The organism is Solihabitans fulvus, from assembly GCF_008386585.1.
In the GTDB taxonomy this organism is placed as follows: domain Bacteria; phylum Actinomycetota; class Actinomycetes; order Mycobacteriales; family Pseudonocardiaceae; genus Solihabitans; species Solihabitans fulvus.
The window spans coordinates 1-18,092 of the sequence record NZ_VUOB01000077.1 but is presented as its reverse complement, the minus strand read 5'-3'; the positions used below and the strand labels follow the sequence as shown (position 1 = coordinate 18,092).

The following is an 18,092-nucleotide window of genomic DNA, read 5'->3' as shown; positions in this document are numbered from 1 at the left end:
GGCGCACGGGCGTGACCTGTCAGCGGCCCACAAGGCGCACGGGCGTGAGCTGGCAGCCGATCCCGCCGCGTTCTTGATCCGCAGGTCACGGCGCGGCTCGGCGGCCGCGTCGTGACCTGCGGTCGACGTCGCGAAGCGACCTGCGTCGACGGCAGCGTCGCGTGGTGACCCGTCGACCGTAGCGTCGGGGGTCAGGTCAGCGATCGCGTCGGGGGTCGGGTCAGCGGCCCTGCCGAGGGTCCTGGCGGGGGTCTTGGCGCGGGTCGGTGATGCCGTGCTGGGGTCCGTAGCCCTGCTGCGGGCCACGGGGGTCCTGGCGATGGCCGGTGAAACCCTCCTGTCGCTGCTCGCGGAGCAGGTCGCGGATCTCGGCGAGCAGTTCGGTGTCCGTCGGGTCGGGCGGGCCGGCCTGCTGGCCGCGGGCGCGGCGCTCCTTGATCGCGTTGACGGGCAGCACGAACACGAAGTAGACGACCGTCGCGACGATCAGGAAGTTGATCGCCGCGGTGAGCACCGCACCGAAGTCGATCACGATCGGCGTGCCGTCGGCCCTGGTGCCGATCTTCGGGCCGAGCGCGCCGCTGCCCGAAGGGCCGATCGCGTCGATGATCGGCTGGATCAGGCTCTTCGTGATGGCTGTCACGATGGCGGTGAAGGCGGTGCCGATGACCACGGCCACCGCCAGGTCGATGACGTTCCCGCGCATCAGGAAGTCTCGAAAGCCCTTCAACACAGCTAACTCCTCGGTGCAGGGGATGGCGGGGTGGGCCATCCTGGCCACTCTCGCTAGCGGAGGGTAACTGTTACCGACTCCTCCAGTGACGCGGCGGCGACCCGTGTCGCCACGGCCGCGCGCACGGCGAGCACCACGAGCTGGCCCCGGTCGGCGGAGGTGTGCGCGCCGGAGCGGACGGTGATGACCACGGCGTCGGCGGCCAGCGCCTCGCCCTGCCCGTGCGCGGTGTTGCCCACCACGTCGACGTGACTTCCCGGCCGCAGTAACTCGGCGACCCCGGGGTCGGCCAGCCGAACCGGGACCGCGACCGAACCAGGATCCGCGCTGGTCAGCCGAGTGTTCTCGACGCCGACGAGCCGCACGTCGGTGAGCGGCTCGCCGCTTCGCGCCGCGCCGGCCAGCACCCGGCCCAGCGCCGAGGGCAGCTCGGTGAGCGCGCCGGCGGGCAGGGCGGGACTCGGCAGCGTGGCAAGCCGGAGGTCGGCAGCGGCCAGCGTTTGGCCGGCGGTCAGGTCGTGGGCGGCGAGCAGCACCGGGGACCGCGCCACCGCGTCGACGTGGCCGGGCCACAGGGCCAGCACCGCAGCCAGCAGCGTCAGCAGGCCGGCGACCAACCGGCGCAGCGCGGTGGCGGCGGCCAGGCGGCCCTCCGTCAGCGCTCGGATGCGCCCGCGCAGCAGCGGCGCAAGCGTGTGGCTTTCCCGTCTCATCTCAGGCTCCCCTGCTCCAGCCGTCCTGGTGGGACGGCGTGATCAACAGGGGCGACGTTAGGGCGGGAGGGGAGGGCGGGCCAGCGGGCTCGGGCGAACTGTGGACAGCTGGGGGTGTTGTGGACAACTCGGCCGGCACGAGGCCATTTGGCCTGGTCAGGGTGTGTCTAGTCCACGTTCGGGTGAGATGTGGGGACGGACGTTGGCAGGGCTTTGGGCCTGCGGAACCCCGTGCGCCTGCACGGGTACCCCGTCGGGGCACCCGTGCGTGGACCTCGGTGGGTCAGGACGCGGCGGCGGCCGGCGCGCTGGACGAAGACGACGAGGTCGAGGACGAAGACGACGTCGAAGACGACGAAGACGAGGTCGAGGACGACTCGGTCGACTTCGAGCTGCTGCCGGAGTCACCGGAGGAACCGGTGCTCGCCGAGCTCGACTCCTTCGGCGCGCCGCCGGTGGTGCTGGCGCTGCTGCCGGCGCGGTTGTCGGTGCGGTAGAACCCGCTGCCCTTGAAGACGATGCCCACCGCGCCGAAGAGCTTCCGCAGCTTGCCCGAGCACTGGGGGCATTCGGTCAGCGATGAGTCCGAGAACGACTGCACCGCCTCGAAGCGGTAGTCGCACTCGGTGCAGGCGTACTGATAGGTCGGCACGGTCGCTCCCTTCGCGGGGATTTCTCCCGCGAGTATCAGTGGGTTGGCACTCTGACCTAGAGAGTGCCAGGACGATAATGCGTCAGCTTGTGGCAAACGCGCAAACATCGCAGGTCAGCGAGGTCGTCCGAGCGCGTGCAGGCCGCTTGGCGTGAGCGCGGCGGTCATCCGGACGTCGTGCGGCTCGGCCGGCAGCTCGGCCACCAGCTCGGCCGACCGCACCACGGCGACCAGCGGCGTGTCCGGCCGAGCCAGCGGCAGCGAGCGGTCGTAATGGCCGCCGCCCCTGCCCAGCCGTACCCCTGCGCGGTCCACGGCCAGCGCCGGCACCAGCACCAGGGCGGCCAGCCCGACCGAGGACGGCCCGAGCGTCGCGCCGGACGGCTCGCGCAGCCCGTGCGGCCCCGGCCGCAGCCCGTCCGGCCCGGTGTACTCGGCCCAGTCCAGCGGCGCGGCCCCCACCACGACGGGCAGCAGCACCCGGCAGCCCGCCGCGCGCAGCCCGTCCAGCAGTGCGGCCGAGCCGGGTTCGGTGCCGACCGGGAGGTAACCGCACACCGTGTCACCAGGAGAAACACCGAAAGCGCCGAGCGCGCCCAGCGCGATCCGCGTCAGCTCGGCGGCCTCCCGCGCCCGTACCGGGGCGGGCACCGCCCTGCGCGCCGCGAGCAGGCGCGTGCGGGTTTCGGCCTTGCGCGCGGCGCGCTCCGCGTCCTCGGGCAACGTCACGTCGGGTGACTCTATGCTCGCGGATAGGCTCGTCAGCCATGAGCTCGACGAGCGCGTTCCACACAGCCATCGTGCCCGCGGCCGGACTTGGCACCCGGTTCCTGCCCACCACCAAGGCCGTGCCGAAAGAGCTGCTCCCGGTGGTGGACACCCCGGGAATCGAGCTGGTGGCCACCGAGGCGGCCCAGGCAGGCGCCCGCCGCCTGGTGATCGTCACCTCGCCGGGCAAGGAGGCCGTCGCCGAGTACTTCCGGCCGCAGCCGGAGCTCGAGCGCACGCTCGACGAGCGGGGCAGGACGGACCTGCTCGAGAAGGTCAGGCGCGCGCCGAACCTGCTCGAGGTCGAGACCGCCATCCAGGACAAGGCGCTCGGCCTCGGCCACGCCGTCGGCTGCGCCGAGCCGAACCTCACCGACGAGGACGAGGCCGTCGCGGTGCTGCTGCCCGACGACCTTGTGCTGCCGACCGGCGTGCTGACCAGGATGGCCGAGGTGCGCGCGCGGCTCGGCGGCACCGTGCTGTGCGCCTTCGACATCCCGCGCGAGCTGATCTCCCCGTTCGGCGTGTTCGACGTGGAGCCGACCGACACCGACGACGTGCTCGGCGTCAAGGGCATGGTCGAGAAGCCCAAGCCGGAGGACGCGCCGTCCACCTACGCCGCGGCCGGCCGCTACCTGCTCGATCGGGCGATCTTCGACGCGCTTCGGCGAATCACGCCGGGCGCTGGCGGAGAGTTGCAGCTCACCGACGCGATCGCACTGCTCATCGCCGAGGGCCATCCCGTGCACGTCGTGGTCCACCGAGGTGGGCGACACGACCTGGGCAATCCGGGAGGTTTCCTCCGAGCTGCGGTTGACTTCGCACTCGAGCACCCCGACTACGGGCCATCCCTACGGGAGTGGTTGCGGGATCGCCTCGACAACTCCTGAGCGCAACGAGGTCAGCAATGAGGTCAGTAGACGAGCAGCTTGCTCGGGTGATCGGCGCCGCGGTCCGGCCAGCCCCCGTCAGGGTGGCCATCTCCGAGGCGCAGGGACTGCTGTGCGCCGAGGAGGTCGTGGCCGAACGCGCCCTGCCGGGGTTCGACCAGGCGGCCGTGGACGGCTACGCGGTGCGCAGCGTGGACGTGCAGAGCGCCGCCGAGGAACCGGTGCAGCTCCCCGTCGTGGGTGAGATCGCCGCCGGTTCCCGCCAGCCGCGGCGGTTGCAGCCCGGCCAGGCGGTGCGGGTCGTCACCGGAGCTCCGCTGCCGACGCTGGCCGACGCCGTCGTTCCGCTCGGCTACACCGACGGCCACCAGGCGAAGGTCACGGTGCAGCGCCCGGTGCCGTCGGCGGCGTTCGTCCGCCGCACCGGCGAGGACGTGCAGACCGGCGACGTCGCGGTGCGCAGGGGCGCCGCCATCGGCTCGGCGCAGGTCGGCCTGCTCGCGGCGGTCGGCCGCAGCAAGGTGCTGGTGCACCCGAGGCCACGGGTGTCGGTGGTGTCGGTCGGCGAGGAACTCGTCGACGTCGACCGCACGCCCGGTCAGGGCCAGGTCTACGACGTCAACTCCTACGCGCTGGCCGCCGCCGCGCGCGACGCGGGCGCCGAGGTCAGCAGGGTCGGCATCCTCAGCAGCGACACCACCCGGCTCCGCGAGGTCGTCGAGGGACGGTTGCTGCTGTCGGAGATCGTGGTGGTGGCAGGCGGGGTCGGCGGCTCGGCGGGCGACGACGTCCGGTCCGCGCTGGCCGACCTCGGCGACATCGACGTCACCCGCGTCGGCATGCACCCGGGTTCCGTGCAGGGCTTCGGCCGGCTCGGTCCCGACGCGGTGCCGACGTTCCTGTTGCCAGGCAACCCGATGAGCGCGCTGGTCGTCTTCGAGGTGTTGGTGCGCCCGCTGATCAGGGCGGCGCTCGGCAAGCGGAACCCGCACCGCCGCGTGGTGAGCGCGCGCCTGCTGTCCCCGGTGTCCTCCACCAAGGGGCGCAGGGGTTTCCTGCGCGGCCAGCTGTTGCGGGACACCGACACCGGCGAGTACCTGGCGCAGCCGCTCGGCACGTCCGGCTCGCACCTGCTCGCCTCGTTGGCCGAGGCCAACTGCCTGATCCTGGTCGACGAGGACGTCACGGAGATGGCGGCGGGGGAACAGGCACAGGTGAGCTTCCTCGCGCAGCGCGGATGAGCCGACCAGCGCGCGGCGCGGGGCCATCGGCCGACGCGCTGCCGAGCCGGCATCCCGGTTGGCCGGTCACGCTCGGGCCGTTGGAGGTCGACGCCGGCACGGTGGCGCTGCGCCCGCCGAGGCTGTTCGACGGCGGCGCGTGGAGCCGAACCAGGTTGCGGGACAGGACACACCTGGAGAACTGGGAGCCGACCGCGCCGGACGGCTGGGAGGAACGCAACACCGTGCTGTCCTGGCCCGCGCAGTGGTCCTCGTTGCGCGCGTTGGCCAGGCGCGGGCAGGCGTTGCCGTTCGTGATCACTGTGGACGGTCAGCTCGCCGGCCAGATCACCGTCGGCAACGTGCTGCGCGGATCGCTGCGCTCGGCCTGGATCGGCTACTGGGTGGCCAGCGGCAGGGTGCGGGGCGGCGTGGCGACGGCCGCCGTCGCGCTCGTCGTCGACCACTGTTTCGCCGCAGCGGGGCTGCATCGGCTCGAGGCGACCGTGCGGCCGGAGAACACCGCGAGCCTTCGGGTACTGGCCAAGGCCGGTTTCCGCGAGGAGGGTTTGTTCCGTGGCTACATGGACGTCGCCGGCGACTGGCGGGACCATCTCTGTCTGGCCATCACGGCGGAGGAGGCGGTGGACGGGCTGGTAGGCCGGTTGGTCGCGGCGGGACGCGCCCGATTCCCGTGACGGAAACGGCCGACTGACGCAAGCGGTACCCCCGAAAGTGGGTCCTAGAGCACACTTTGGTACCTGCCGGGCCCGGCGTGCCTCCGACACCAGTGTGACTGTTGTGACTAGCGTGGCAAGCGCAGCGTTTGTGCCGTCCGCAGCTCGGGGGAGGTGAGGAACTTGCCGAGCTCATTGATCGTCGTCGCGCTCGTCGTGGCTTGGCTTGTCGTCCTCGTTCCCATGGTGGCGCGCAGGCGGCAGGAGGTCGCGAGGACTGCGGACTCCGCGTTGGCCGCAAGGGTCGTGCGTAGCGGAGATGCCAGCGGCACGGTGGAGGAGGAGTTCGCCATGCCTGATGCCGGGGAGCCCGACACAGAGCTGACAGCGGCGGATCGGCGTGCCGATCCGGTCGACGATCGTTTCGACGCGGAGGACGAGTTCTCCGAAGAGGAACTGGACGAACGGCCGTTCCGGCCGGGCCGGGGTGGCTTCGATCCGGAGACGGCCGCGCTCGTCGCGCGGGCGAAGTACGCCTTCCGGCAGCGCATGGTCCTGCTGATGCTGCTCGCCGCGATCGGCAGCGCGCTCGCCGCCGGGCTCGTGATGCCGATGCTGTGGTGGGCGCACGCCGCGACGGACGTGCTGCTCGTCGGCTACCTCGTGTACCTGCGTCGGCAGGTGCGCATCGAGGAGGACATCCGCGACCGGCGGCAGGCCAGGCTCGCCGGGGCACGGCGTCGCCAGTCTGCGGGCCAGGCGCACCACTACAGCGAGGTCGAGCACGAGCCGGCACCGGAGCCCGTGGTCGCGCCGAGGGGAGCCGTCGCGCCAGCGCCGCAGCCGAGGCCGGGCACCGTCGTGGTCGACCTCGACGACGAGGACCCGGTGTTCGTCGAGCTGGAGGGCACGGCCGAGCGCCCCTACCGGCGCGCGGTGGGCGAATGAGGGGGGTGCGCAAAGCACCCCCTCAGCCCTGATATGCTTGCTCCGCACTGAGCAAGGGGCTGTAGCGCAGTTGGTAGCGCGTCTCGTTCGCATCGAGAAGGTCCGGGGTTCGATTCCCCGCAGCTCCACTCGTTCGTGGGAGAGCCCTGTTTGCGGAAAGCGCAAACAGGGCTCTCTTCGTCGTGTCTTTTGGGGGTCGAACCCCCAAACCCCCAGCCAGGGAGGCTCCGCCCCCTGGACCCCCGAACCACGGTGCGAGTTCTTTCTGAACCGGTGGCTTCGCTTCGCTCGCCCTGTGGGTTCTGCCGGGGTTTGCTGGTGGTGTTTATGTGGGGCGTATCTGGGGCGGGGTTTGGTTGCTCCTGTTGATGTTCTCGTCGGTTTTGTGACAGGTGGGGTCTAGATCGGAGACCTGGGGAGCGGGCTCGCCTAGGCTGGGGTCGGCTTCTCTCCAGAGGACTGTGCGGGGCGGGGCCTTACCGGGTGGGGGCTCAGGAGGGAGTGTGGGGGCGTGCAGCTCGCGGAGTGGCTGCTCTCGTGGCTGCATGGGACGTTCGGGGCGAACCTGTGTCCAGGGGACTGGGCATGGACCACGACGGCGGCCGGCGCGATCATCGGGTTGTTGCCGACCCTCGGCGCGCTGGCCGCGCTGGTGGTGCGCCGGATCAACGGGAACACCTACGGCGTGGTCGCCGGGCTGTTGTTCGCGGTCTTCGGGCTGGGCAGCACGTTCGCGTTGCCGCTGGTGCTGTTCACCGGCGTGGCGGACGCCCTGCGCAGCGGGGCGCTGAATCCGCGCGCCAGCCCGCTGAGCGGACTCGGCAGCATGCAGAGCAAGCCCTGCTTCTTCGTCAGTCAGGGCGACTACCTCGCAATCAGTCCCAACTTCGGGCGGGTGGTCACCGGCTCGTCGGAACGCGGCCTGTACCTGACGCTGGGTGTGATCACGGCCGTGCTCGCGCTGCTCTGCCTGTTGTTCGTGATGATGCAGGCCGGATCCGCCTTTCGGTTGGGCGCGCGGTGGCCCCGGTGGCTGTACTGGCCACCGTTCGCGGTGTTCCTGCTGCTCACGTTCCAGCTTCCGGTCACTGTGGTCGGCCACCTGCTGCTCGGGTTCTTCCCGGTCACCGCGTTGGGTTCGCTGGTGGTTCGGTTGTTCGGGCTCAGCACCGCGGCGCTGAACCGGTCGTCGAGCCGGGAGAAGGAGCGGCCAGAGGCGGGAGCCGGCGCTGGGGGCGGGTCGGCTGCGGAGGCTCATCGGGAGGTTGGGCAGGGGCAGGCTCAGTCGCAGGCCTTGGCTCAGCAGCAACAGGCTCAGCAGCAGCAGTTGCCGCCGTATCGGCCGCCGGTGCAGCAGCCGCCGCCGGCGTACCAGCGGCCGCAGTATCCGCCCACCAGGGTGGCGGGTTTGCCGCCGGTGCCGCCGCCGACCCGCGCCGCGCCGCCGAGCAAGCTGGCCGACACGCCGGGGCCGCTGCCGTTCGGGTTGGCCGGCGCGGCGATGCCGTCGGGTCAGCACGGGCCAGGGCCCGGCGCTGGCAACGGGCCCACTGCGATCTGGAACCAGGCCGGTGGGCGGTTCCGGCGGCTGCGGCAGCTCGGTCGGGGCGGCTTCGGCACGGTGTGGCTGGCGATGGACACCCAGCTCGACCGCACGGTCGCGGTGAAGCTCGCGCACGCGCCCGACGCGGACACCGAGCAGCGGATGCTGCGCGAGGCCCGCGCGCTGGCCAAGGTGCACCACCCCAACTGCGTGCGGGTCTACGACATCGTCGAGGAAGCCGACGGGCTGGCGCTGGTGATGGAGTACGTCGAGGGGCGACCGCTGTCCGACGTGGTGCGCGACTCCGGCGTGTTGGCCGACACGTTCGCCGCGCGGCTCTGGGCGACGATGGCCGACGCGCTGACCGCCGCGCACGAGCAGGGCGTGCTGCACCGGGACGTCAAGCCGTCCAACGTGATCGTCGACGGCGCAGGCTCCGCGCACCTGATCGACTTCGGCATCGCGCGGGCCAAGGGCGACAGCACGCTCACGGCGGCCGGCATGATGATGGGCACCCCGGACTTCCTCTCGCCGGAGACGGCGCGGGGCGAGTCGGCCAACCCGGCTTCCGACGCCTGGCAGCTCGCCGCGACCGTCAGCTACGCCCTCAGCGGTCGGCCGCCAAGGGGCGAGCGGGACAACCCGATGTCGGCGCTGATGGCGGCCGCGCAGGGCCAGCCCAACACCGAGCTGCCTCGGCGCAGCGCGCACCACCGGCTGCTGCTCGCGGCGCTGGACCCCGACCCGGCCCGCCGGCCGACGTTGGCGATGGTGCGCGCGGACCTTGGCAATTGGCTCGCGCACGCCGGGGTGACCACGGAGGGCCCGGTCACCACGATCATGGCGCGGCCGGAGCCGCCGACGAAGCGGGTCGAGCCCTCGACGAAGCGGGTGGAGCCGCCGACCAAGCCGGCGATGTAGCCGGGGCCTAGCGCCAGGAGGGCAGCCAGAGTTCGGCCTGCCACTGGTCCGCGGTGATCGGGTCGCCGTTGAGGATCGGCCACAGCCACACGAAGTTCGCGGCGACCAGGCCGACATAGAGGGCGACGGCGAGCAGGCCGGTGCCGCGCCGCTCAGCACCTGCCCGCGCCTTGCCGAGCAGCTGCCCGAGGATCAGGGTCAGGCCGAGCACCAGGAACGGCGCCATCGGCGTGACGTAGAAGAAGTACATCTGCCGGTCGACGTTGAGGAACCACGGCAGCAGGCCAGCGCCGTAGCCGACGAGCACCGCGACGTAGCGCCAGTCCAGCCGGAAGATCGACCGCCACAGCGACCAGGCCAGCATCGGGAACGCCAGCCACCACATGGCCGGGGTGCCGATCAGCATGGTCGCGCCGACGCAGCTGGTCTGGCCGCAGCCGGTGGTGCTGCCCTCGTAGTAGTAGAGCATCGGCCGCAGGCCCATCGGCCACGTCCACGGCTTGGACTCCCACGGGTGCCGGTTGGTCGCCGAGGTGACCAGGTGCTCGTGGAAGTCCAGCACGTTGCCGCTGTAGAACCAGAGCGAGCGCAGCGCGTCCGGCACGAAACCGAACGTCGAGTCGACGCCGATCTTCGAGCCGACGGCGTGCCGGTCGACGCCGGTCTCGCTGGCGAACCACGCCCACCAGGTGCCCAGGTAGACCAGCACGGGCAGCAGGGCGAGCGCCCACAGCGCCGGCAGCACGTCCCTGGCGATCGTGCCGACCCACGGCCGCCGCACGCCTGCCGCGCGCCGGGCCGTGGCGTCCCACAGCACGCTGAGCAGCCCGAACGCCACGATGTACCAGACACCGGACCACTTGATCGAGCAGGCGAGGCCGACGGAGACGCCGCCGGCGAACCGCCACCAGCGGAAACCGAGGCGCGGACCGAACGGCGAGGTGTCCAGCCAGCCCTCGCGGACCGCGACGGCCAGCCTGGCGCGCACCTGGTCCCGGTCGACCAGCAGGCAGCCGAACGCCATGACGACGAACAGCGCGATGAAGATGTCGAGCATCCCCATCCGCGACTGCACGTGGCTGACGCCGTCGCAGATCAGCAGGATGCCCGCGATCGCGCCGAGCAGGTCCGACCGCGTCATCCTGCGCGCGATTCGCACCACCAGCAGGATGCACAGCGTGCCAGCGACCGCCGAGCTGAACCGCCAGCCCCAGCCGTCGTAGCCGAACATCCACTCGCCGATCGCGATCAGCTGCTTGCCGAGCGGCGGGTGCACGACCAGCTCGTAGCCCGCGTTGTCCTCGTACCCGCCGTTGCGCAGCACCTGCCACGCCTGCGGCACGTAGTGCTTCTCGTCGAAGATGGGCGTGCCCTTGTCGGTGGGGAAGCCCAGGTTCCAGAACCTGATCAGGCCGCCGAGCAGGGAGATCGTGAGCGTCACCGCCCAGCCGCGCAGGCGGTTCGCCCGCACCGGGGGGTCGAGGCGCTCGATCGGGTCGGTGCCCGTCGGCGGCTCGGTCGGTGGCAGCTCGCCGACGGCGACCACTCCATCGGGGTCTGTTGACAGCGGCGCGACGACACTCACGCGGTCGATCGTAGGGTGCACAGTGTGAGTCCTGTATCTGGATCGGGCCGCCTCGTGCTGGCCGCCACCCCGCTCGGCGATTCGAAGGACGCCTCGACGCGGCTCGTCGAGGCGTTGGCCGACGCCGACATCGTGGCCGCCGAGGACACCCGTCGGCTGCGGTCGTTGGCCGCCGCGCTCGGCGTCAGCCCAGGCGGGCGGGTGGTCAGCTTCTACGACGCGGTGGAGTCGGCAAGGCTGCCCGGGCTCATCGAGGCGATGCACGGCGGCTCGACGGTCCTGTTGGTGACCGACGCCGGCATGCCGAGCGTGTCCGATCCCGGCTACCGCCTGGTCGCCGCGTGCATCACCGAGGACCTGCCGGTCACCTGCCTGCCGGGCCCGTCCGCGGTGACCACCGCGCTGGCCGTCTCGGGGCTGCCCTGCGACCGGTTCTGCTTCGAGGGCTTCCCGCCACGCAAGTCGGGGGAGCGGCGGCGGTGGTTCGCCGGGCTGGAGGCCGAGCCGAGGACGTGCGTGTTCTTCGAGTCCCCGCACCGCCTCGCGGACACGCTCGCGGACGCCGTCGCGGTGCTCGGCCCGGATCGCCGGGCCGCGGTGTGCCGGGAGCTGACCAAGACGTATGAAGAGGTGCGCAGGGGCGGCCTGGCCGAGCTGGCCGAGTGGGCGGCCGACGGCGTGCGCGGCGAGATCACCGTGGTGTTGGAGGGCGCGGCCCCCGCCGCGCCGGGCGCCGACCTGGCCACGCTGGTGGCCGAGGTGCGGCAGCGGGTCGAGGACGGGGAGCGGATGAAGGCCGCCGCCGCCGAGGTCGCGGAGGCGGCCGGGGTCAGCAAGAAGACGCTGTACGACGCGGTGCTGGCGGCGCGTTAGCTCCTATGGCGAGACCAGGGGCGCCAGGTCCTAGGACGAGACCAGGGGCACCAGGGACTCGACGATCCTGGTCACCTGCGCGCGGGAGTCCGCCCAGCCGAGCGACTGCGGGCGCGAGGTGAGCACGACCAGGATGTAGCGCTCGTCCTTGCCGAGCAGGCCGGTGGAGTGCAGCACGCGGTCCGGCGAGCAGCAGGCCCAGCCCTGCTTGATCGCCCACGGGATCGCCCCGACGGCGTCGGGGATGCCGAAGGTCTGGTCGAAGCCGTCCGCTCCGGACGACGCGGCGCCGCTCAGGGCCTTCACGATCACGTCGCGGGTGCCGTGCGAGGCGGTGCCGAGGAGGTACCGGTAGATCGCGACGACGTCCTCGGCGGTGGTCGTCGTGTCGCCCCACTGGTTCGGGTCGGCGGGCGGCCTGGTGCCGGTGAGCCCGATCTTGGTGGCCCAGCGCGTGACGATGCTCGGGCCGCCGTTGTCGCTCCACAGCTCGCTGGCGATGTCGTCGTCGCTGTAGGACAGCATCCGCGCGACGCGCCCGTCGTCGCCGCTGGCCCGGTTCAGGGCGTCGAGGGCGATCAGCAACTTGACCAGCGAGGCGGATTCGAAGCGCCTGGTGGAGTTCTCCTGGTACACGAACTGGTCGGTGCTTCGGTCGTAGACGGCCGCGGCGACGAGGCCGCCGCGGACCAGCGCGCCGAGGCTCTTGGGTTTCGCCTGCTCGGCGGATGACTGCGAGGACTGGGAGGACTGCTGTTGGCCGCTCGGCTCGCTCGACGGCCTGTCCTGGGACGGTGGCGGCGAGGTCTGCTGGACGGGCTGGGGCCTGCTGTTCGCGGTGTTCGCGGTGTTCGTCGTCGCGAGCGCGACGGAGTCGTCCGGGCCGTCGGTGGACCGTGCCAACACCGTGCACGTGAGGGCCATCGCCGTCACGGCGCCGATCACCAGCCCGCCCAGCCACCATCTCGTGTCACCCACACGGTTAAAGACTGTGCGGTGGCCCGAAATGTTGATCGCCGTGCCGAGCAACTTTTCGGGCGCTCCACACGTAGTCGCGCCCGGTCGGCCGGGTTGCTCAGGCGTTCTCGCGGTGGAAGGTGCGGACGCCCCAGGACGCGCAGACCGCGACCAACGCGACGGCGACCAGGCCGCCGGTGAGCGCCCTGCCGCCGAGGTCGGCGGCCATCAGCGCGCGCTCGCCCTCCACGACGTAGGCGAGCGGGTTGGCCCTGGACAGGCCGTAGAGCCAGCCGGGGCCGCGGTCCATCGGCAGCAGCACGCCGGACAGCAGCATCAGCGGGATCACCGTGGAGGCGAGGACCGGCGCGAAGGCGTACTCCTGCCTGAGCTTGAGCGCCAGCGCGTAGGAGGCCGCGCCGACCGCGACGCCGAGCACGCCGATGAGCACGAGGCCGAGCAGCACGACCCACACCGAGGCACGGAAGCCGAACAGGGTGGCCGCCGCGGTGAGCAGCGCGGCCTGGACGACGAGTACGAGGACGTCCTTGAGCACCCGGCCGAACAGCAGCGCGGTGCGGCTGACCGGTGTCACGCGCATGCGCTCCACCACGCCGGACCTGATCTCGGGGATCAGCGAGAAGCCGGCGTAGGCGGTGCCGAACAGGCTGAGCTGCACCAACAGTCCCGGCACGAACCACTGCCAAGAGCTGCCGGACGCGCCGCCGACGCTGCCGAGCAGCGGGCCGAACAGCACGAGGTACAGCAGGGGTTGGGACAGCCCGAAGACGATCACGGTCGGGTTCCGCAGCATGGGCCGCAGCGCGCGGACGAACACCAGCCTGGTTTCGCGAATCACGGTCTTTCCTCTCGACGAACGGAATCGAATCGGGTCAGGCGGCCGGGTCGCGCAGGGCGCGGCCGGTGAGGGTGAGGAACACGTCGTCGAGGGTCGGGCGGTCCGGTCGCGCCGGGTCGGCGACCTGGTTTTTGAGTTCGTCCGGGGTGCCCTGCGCGACCAGCCTGCCGTTGTCGATGATCAGCACCCGGTCGCACAGGGCGTCGGCCTCGTCCAGATAGTGCGTGGTGAGGAAGACCGTGGCGCCGAGGTCGTCGCGCAGGGCGCGGATGTGGTCCCAGAGGTTGCTGCGGCTCTGCGGGTCCATGCCGGTGGACGGCTCGTCGAGGAACAGCAGGGCGGGCTCGTGCACGATGCCCATGGCGATGTCCAGCCGCCGCCGCTGCCCGCCGGACAGGCTGGCGGCGTCGCGGTCGGCGAGGCCGGCCAGGTCCAGCTGGTCGAGCAGCCAGCCCGCCTTGGCGCGGGCCTTGGTCGAGGTCAGCCCGTACAGCTCGCCCTGGTGGACCAGTTCGTCGCCGACGCGCTGGTCCATGCCGGCCCCGGTGCCCTGCGCCACATAGCCGATCCGCCGCCGGACGCCCGCTGGGTCGGTGCGCAGGTCGCGGCCGGCGACCGTCGCCTCGCCCTCGGTCGGCCGGAGCAGCGTGGTGAGCATGCGCAGGGTGGTGGTCTTGCCGGCGCCGTTCGGGCCGAGGAAGCCGACCAGTTCGCCTGCGTCGACGTCGAGGTCGACGCCGCGCACGGCGTCGACCGTGCTGCCCTTGAGTTGGAAGCGGCGGGCCAGGCCGCGTGCCTTGATCACGAATACCTCCAGGTAGTCAAACTTGACTAGCTGGAGCGTGGCGGATCGAGAGTCGGTTAGTCAAGTTTGATTACTTGGCTGTGTCGGCTGTGTCGGCTGTGTCGGCTGTGTCGGCCGCGTTGGCAGCGTCGGCCGGCGGACTGCCGAACGCGTGGCCAGGGTCGTCCGCCATCACGTACTCGCCGGACTCCAGCGTCTCGATCAGCCGGTTGGTCCAGGCCAACGACGACGCCACCTGCGCCTCCCAGAGCAGATACAGCTCCCGGATGTGCGGCGGCTTGCCGAGGTCGTTGTCGAGCCCGAAGCCGACGGCGGCCCGCACGCCGGCCAGCCCCGCGGTCCGCTGCCGCAGCAACGCGATCGCGTGCCGCCTCGGCAGCGCTGGCAGGAAGGACATGGCGGCGTTCAGCTCGTCGGCGCCGCACTCGGCGTCGGACAGCAGCCGGCTCAGCAGCAGCTGGAACTCCGTCTCGCCGTCCTCGGTGAGGCGGTAGGCGGTCCGGTCCGGTCCGGCCTCGCCGGGCTCCTGGTCGACCTGGGTCAGCAGTCCGTCCTTGGCCAGCTTCTTCAACGCGTGGTAGATCGAGCCGGGCTGCACGTTCGCCCACTTGTCCGCGCCCCAGGCCAGCAGGTCTCTGCGCACCTGGTAGCCGTGCGCCCTGCCGTGCATGCGCATGATTCCGAGCACCAGCAAACGCGTCGCCGACACCGCTCCTCCTACTCAGCGCGAAACCCGACTCCGGGGAAACCCGACTTCGGGGTCATCCGTAGGCTAGGCGGCCATGAGCGCCCCCGTGTTGACCGCGGTGGCCTGGCCTTACGCCAACGGCCCCCGCCATATCGGTCACGTTTCCGGCTTCGGTGTCCCCTCGGACGTCTTCTCCCGCTACATGCGTATGTCCGGCCACCGGGTGCTCATGGTGTCCGGCACCGACGAGCACGGCACCCCCATCTCGGTGCAGGCCGACAAGGAGGGCCTGACCACTCGCCAACTCGCGGACAAGTACAACCGCGTGATCGCCGAGGACCTCCAGGGCCTCGGCCTGTCCTACGACCTGTTCACCCGCACCACCACCGGCAACCACTACAAGGTGGTCCAGGAGCTGTTCCTGGCGCTGCACCGCAACGGCTACGTGCAGGCCAAGACGCAGATGGGCGCGATCAGCCCGTCCACCGGCCGCACCCTGCCGGACCGCTACATCGAGGGCACCTGCCCGATCTGCGGCTACGACGGCGCGCGCGGCGACCAGTGCGACAACTGCGGCAACCAGCTCGACCCGGTCGACCTGATCAACCCGAAGTCGCGGATCAACGGCGAGACGCCGAAGTTCGTCGAGACCGAGCACCTGTTCCTCGACCTGCCCGCGTTCACCGACGCGCTCGGCACGTACCTGTCCGGCCGGACCGACTGGCGGCCCAACGTCCTCAAGTTCAGCCAGAACCTGCTCGACGACCTGCGGCCGCGCGCGATCACCAGGGACCTGGACTGGGGCGTGCCGATCCCGCTGGACGGCTGGCGCGACCAGCCGATGAAGCGGTTCTACGTCTGGTTCGACGCGGTGATCGGCTACCTGTCCGCCAGCGTCGAGTGGGCGCGGCGCAGCGGCGACCCGGACGCCTGGAAGCCGTTCTGGCAGGACCCCGACGCCCAGGGGTACTACTTCATGGGCAAGGACAACATCGTCTTCCACTCGCTGATCTGGCCTTCGCTGCTGCTCGGCCAGAACGGCCACGGCGACAAGGGCGGCAGGCCGGGCGAGTTCGGCACGCTGAACCTGCCGACCGAGGTCGTGTCGAGCGAGTTCCTCACGATGAGCGGGTCCAAGTTCTCCACCTCGCGCGGCACGGTGATCTACGTGCGCGACTTCCTGCGCGAGTTCGGCCCGGACAGCCTGCGGTACTTCATCTCCGTGGCGGGCCCCGAGAACCAGGACACCGACTTCACCTGGGACGAGTTCGTCCGGCGCACCAACTTCGAGCTGGCCAACGAGTGGGGCAACCTGGTCAACCGCTCCGTCTCGATGGCCGCGAAGAACGTCGGTGCGGTGCCGAGGCCGACCGCGCCCCGCGCGGCCGACGAGGAGCTGAAGGCGTTGTCCCGCAACGCGTTCGACCTGGTCGGCGGGCACCTGCGGCGGTCGCGGTTCAAGCAGGCGGCGAGCGAGGCGATGAGGGTCGTCGGCGCGGCCAACCGCTACCTGTCCGACCAGGAGCCGTGGAAGCAGAAGGACGACCCTGAGCGCAGGGACACCATCCTGCACACCGCGCTCCAGGTCGTGCAGGACGCGAACACGCTGCTCACGCCGTTCCTGCCGCACTCGGCCCAGCAGGTGCACGAGCTGCTCGGCGGTTCCGGCGTGTGGGCGGCTCAGCCCGAGATGCGCGAGGTCGCAGACCTGGACGTGCCCGAGCGGGAGTACCCGGTGCTGACCGGCGACTACGCGGGCGAGCAGGCCAGCTGGGCGTCCACGCCGGTCGAGGTCGGCAGGCCGCTTGGCAAGCCGACGCCGCTGTTCGCCAAGCTCGACCCCGAGCTTGGCGAGACCGGTCCCGAGTGGGCTCCCATCGAGAAGTGAGTAAGCGCAACGGAGAGCGACCACCGGTGCCGGAGCTCCTGCCGGCGCCGGTGGTCGACGCGCACACGCACCTGGACGCCTGCGGCGCGAAGACCGCCGAGGACGTCCGGGAGCTGGTGGACCGGGCGGCCTCGGTCGGGGTCGCCAGGGTGGTCACCGTGGCCGACGATCTCGCCTCCGCGCGCTGGGTCGCGCGGGCGTCCACGTGGGACGACCGGGTGTTCGGCGCGGTCGCGCTACACCCGACCCGCACGTCCGAGTTCAGCGACGCCGACCGCGCCGAGCTGGCCGAGCTGGCCGCCCAGCCGAGGATCGTGGCGATCGGCGAGACCGGCCTGGACTACTACTGGGACTACGCGCCGCACGACGCCCAGCAGGACGCCTTCCGTTGGCACATCGAGCTTTCCAAGCGGGTCGGGAAGCCGCTGATGATCCACGACCGGGACGCGCACGAGGACATCCTGCGGATCCTGACCGAACAGGGCGCACCGTCCACAGTGGTCTTCCACTGCTTTTCCGGCGACGCCGACTTCGCCCGCCGGTGCGTCGACGCGGGGTACGTGCTGTCCTTCGCCGGCACCGTGACCTTCCGCAACGCGGCGGCGCTGCGCGAGGCCGCGGCGCTGGTGCCGCTCGATCAGCTGTTGGTCGAGACCGACGCGCCGTTCCTCACGCCCCACCCGTTCCGGGGGCGGCCGAACGAGCCGTACTGCGCCGCGTACACGCTGCGTGACCTCGCCGCCCTGCGCGGCATGGCGGTCGTTGACCTCGCGAACGCGGTGAACGGTACGGCTGACCGGGTGTTTCAGCTTCGCCAGGTGACGGAGCAGCCGGGATCGTTGCGGTGAATGGGGTATCCCGTTACTCCAACAGTGGAGTGACCGACGTCACAACCTTCGCCGGAGTGTTTGCGCAACCTCGCGACCTCCGTTACGGTCCCGTGATCGAACCAGGGAATACCGAGTCCCTGGTTGGCCCGCAGTCAGGTCAGTGTTCGTCGGGGTCGTCCGGTGAGGTTTGCCGGTCGAGATGACGCTGGCTACGGGAGTCGGAGCGTACGGAGCACGAAAGCCGCGCCAAGGCGCGCAGGGAGTGGCCGAGAACTCGTCGATGGACTGACACGGCAACGCCCACTGCGCGCGTGAAGCGAGGCTTCCGCCTTCGGGAGGTATCGACCCTGTGACTGGACGCGGCACACCCCGTGGTCTCGACCGCCAGGTGGCTCACTTCAACGAGTCCACCGACTGGTTCACCCCGGTAGGCCACACCGCTGTTGGTCTCCTGGACCGCCCTGTTGAGCCGGATTACCCCACTGACACGTGGCTAAACACCGGATATCCCGCCGAGGATCACCCGAGCTTCCCGCCAGGTG

The 18,092-nt window shown here is 71.2% G+C and carries 17 protein-coding genes, 1 tRNA gene and 1 pseudogene; 10 read left to right on the top strand and 9 right to left on the bottom strand.

Going from position 1 to position 18,092, the window contains the following annotated elements:
• Window positions 1-220: 220 nt before the first annotated feature.
• Together mscL and F0L68_RS36765 are read right to left on the bottom strand one after the other, a co-directional pair.
• Window positions 221-733 carry a large conductance mechanosensitive channel protein MscL gene (mscL, locus tag F0L68_RS36770; RefSeq protein ID WP_149854526.1) on the bottom strand — a complete coding sequence of 171 codons (513 nt, stop codon included), beginning with the start codon at window positions 731-733 and terminating at the stop codon, window positions 221-223.
• 53 nt (window positions 734-786) lie between these two features.
• The gene (locus F0L68_RS36765) at window positions 787-1,446 is read right to left on the bottom strand and encodes an SAF domain-containing protein (protein WP_223199469.1); all 660 of its coding nucleotides are present in this window, start codon (window positions 1,444-1,446) and stop codon (window positions 787-789) included.
• A gap of 278 nt (window positions 1,447-1,724) precedes the next feature.
• Between F0L68_RS36765 and F0L68_RS45575 the strand changes: the two genes are divergently transcribed.
• Entirely contained in the window at window positions 1,725-1,943 is a 219-nt protein-coding gene (locus F0L68_RS45575) for a hypothetical protein (RefSeq protein WP_438672348.1), read from the top strand.
• 14 nt (window positions 1,944-1,957) lie between these two features.
• Here the strand turns inward: F0L68_RS45575 and F0L68_RS45570 are convergent.
• Together F0L68_RS45570 and F0L68_RS36755 are read right to left on the bottom strand one after the other, a co-directional pair.
• Window positions 1,958-2,206: pseudogene (locus F0L68_RS45570) on the bottom strand (FmdB family zinc ribbon protein); the annotation flags it as partial.
• 6 nt (window positions 2,207-2,212) lie between these two features.
• Window positions 2,213-2,827 (bottom strand): 5-formyltetrahydrofolate cyclo-ligase, encoded by a 615-nt coding sequence (locus F0L68_RS36755; RefSeq protein ID WP_223199468.1) that lies wholly within the window; start codon window positions 2,825-2,827, stop codon window positions 2,213-2,215.
• A gap of 38 nt (window positions 2,828-2,865) precedes the next feature.
• Here F0L68_RS36755 and F0L68_RS36750 point away from each other — a divergent pair, with 38 nt between their 5' ends.
• From F0L68_RS36750 to F0L68_RS36725, 6 genes are all read left to right on the top strand, one after another.
• The gene (locus tag F0L68_RS36750) at window positions 2,866-3,756 is read left to right on the top strand and encodes a UTP--glucose-1-phosphate uridylyltransferase (protein ID WP_149854524.1); all 891 of its coding nucleotides are present in this window, start codon (window positions 2,866-2,868) and stop codon (window positions 3,754-3,756) included.
• A gap of 17 nt (window positions 3,757-3,773) precedes the next feature.
• The gene (glp, locus tag F0L68_RS36745) at window positions 3,774-4,997 is read left to right on the top strand and encodes a molybdotransferase-like divisome protein Glp (RefSeq protein WP_149854523.1); all 1,224 of its coding nucleotides are present in this window, start codon (window positions 3,774-3,776) and stop codon (window positions 4,995-4,997) included.
• A complete protein-coding gene (locus F0L68_RS36740) occupies window positions 4,994-5,674 on the top strand; it encodes a GNAT family N-acetyltransferase (protein ID WP_149854522.1) in 681 nt (226 codons plus the stop codon). The genes glp and F0L68_RS36740 overlap by 4 nt, the downstream gene beginning before the upstream one ends.
• A gap of 162 nt (window positions 5,675-5,836) precedes the next feature.
• Complete coding sequence (gene sepX, locus F0L68_RS36735; protein ID WP_149854521.1) at window positions 5,837-6,601, top strand: divisome protein SepX/GlpR; 765 nt, start codon at window positions 5,837-5,839, stop codon at window positions 6,599-6,601.
• Window positions 6,602-6,656: 55 nt separating this feature from the next.
• Window positions 6,657-6,729 (top strand) — tRNA-Ala (locus tag F0L68_RS36730).
• A 383-nt stretch (window positions 6,730-7,112) separates the two neighbouring features.
• Window positions 7,113-9,065 (top strand): serine/threonine-protein kinase, encoded by a 1,953-nt coding sequence (locus F0L68_RS36725; protein ID WP_149854520.1) that lies wholly within the window; start codon window positions 7,113-7,115, stop codon window positions 9,063-9,065.
• Window positions 9,066-9,072: 7 nt separating this feature from the next.
• On the opposite strand, the gene F0L68_RS36720 is transcribed toward F0L68_RS36725, so the two are convergent.
• Window positions 9,073-10,611 (bottom strand): dolichyl-phosphate-mannose--protein mannosyltransferase, encoded by a 1,539-nt coding sequence (locus F0L68_RS36720; protein ID WP_438672347.1) that lies wholly within the window; start codon window positions 10,609-10,611, stop codon window positions 9,073-9,075.
• 63 nt (window positions 10,612-10,674) lie between these two features.
• Here F0L68_RS36720 and rsmI point away from each other — a divergent pair, with 63 nt between their 5' ends.
• Entirely contained in the window at window positions 10,675-11,523 is an 849-nt protein-coding gene (gene rsmI, locus F0L68_RS36715; protein WP_149854518.1) for a 16S rRNA (cytidine(1402)-2'-O)-methyltransferase, read from the top strand.
• A gap of 30 nt (window positions 11,524-11,553) precedes the next feature.
• On the opposite strand, the gene F0L68_RS36710 is transcribed toward rsmI, so the two are convergent.
• The 4 genes from F0L68_RS36710 to F0L68_RS36695 form a co-directional block, all read right to left on the bottom strand.
• The gene (locus tag F0L68_RS36710; RefSeq protein WP_223199467.1) at window positions 11,554-12,501 is read right to left on the bottom strand and encodes a serine hydrolase; all 948 of its coding nucleotides are present in this window, start codon (window positions 12,499-12,501) and stop codon (window positions 11,554-11,556) included.
• Between the two features lie 97 nt (window positions 12,502-12,598).
• Window positions 12,599-13,339 carry an ABC transporter permease gene (locus F0L68_RS36705; RefSeq protein WP_223199466.1) on the bottom strand — a complete coding sequence of 247 codons (741 nt, stop codon included), beginning with the start codon at window positions 13,337-13,339 and terminating at the stop codon, window positions 12,599-12,601.
• Window positions 13,340-13,373: 34 nt separating this feature from the next.
• The gene (locus F0L68_RS36700; protein WP_149854517.1) at window positions 13,374-14,144 is read right to left on the bottom strand and encodes an ABC transporter ATP-binding protein; all 771 of its coding nucleotides are present in this window, start codon (window positions 14,142-14,144) and stop codon (window positions 13,374-13,376) included.
• 70 nt (window positions 14,145-14,214) lie between these two features.
• A complete protein-coding gene (locus F0L68_RS36695) occupies window positions 14,215-14,853 on the bottom strand; it encodes a PadR family transcriptional regulator (RefSeq protein ID WP_149854516.1) in 639 nt (212 codons plus the stop codon).
• Window positions 14,854-14,926: 73 nt separating this feature from the next.
• On the opposite strand from F0L68_RS36695, the gene metG reads away from it, so the two are divergent.
• Together metG and F0L68_RS36685 are read left to right on the top strand one after the other, a co-directional pair.
• Window positions 14,927-16,720, top strand: a complete 1,794-nt coding sequence (gene metG, locus F0L68_RS36690; protein ID WP_149854515.1) for a methionine--tRNA ligase — start codon at window positions 14,927-14,929, stop codon at window positions 16,718-16,720.
• Window positions 16,717-17,568: a TatD family hydrolase gene (locus F0L68_RS36685; RefSeq protein ID WP_149854514.1), complete on the top strand. Its 852-nt coding sequence runs from the start codon at window positions 16,717-16,719 to the stop codon at window positions 17,566-17,568. The genes metG and F0L68_RS36685 overlap by 4 nt, the downstream gene beginning before the upstream one ends.
• The last annotated feature ends 524 nt before the right edge of the window (window positions 17,569-18,092 follow it).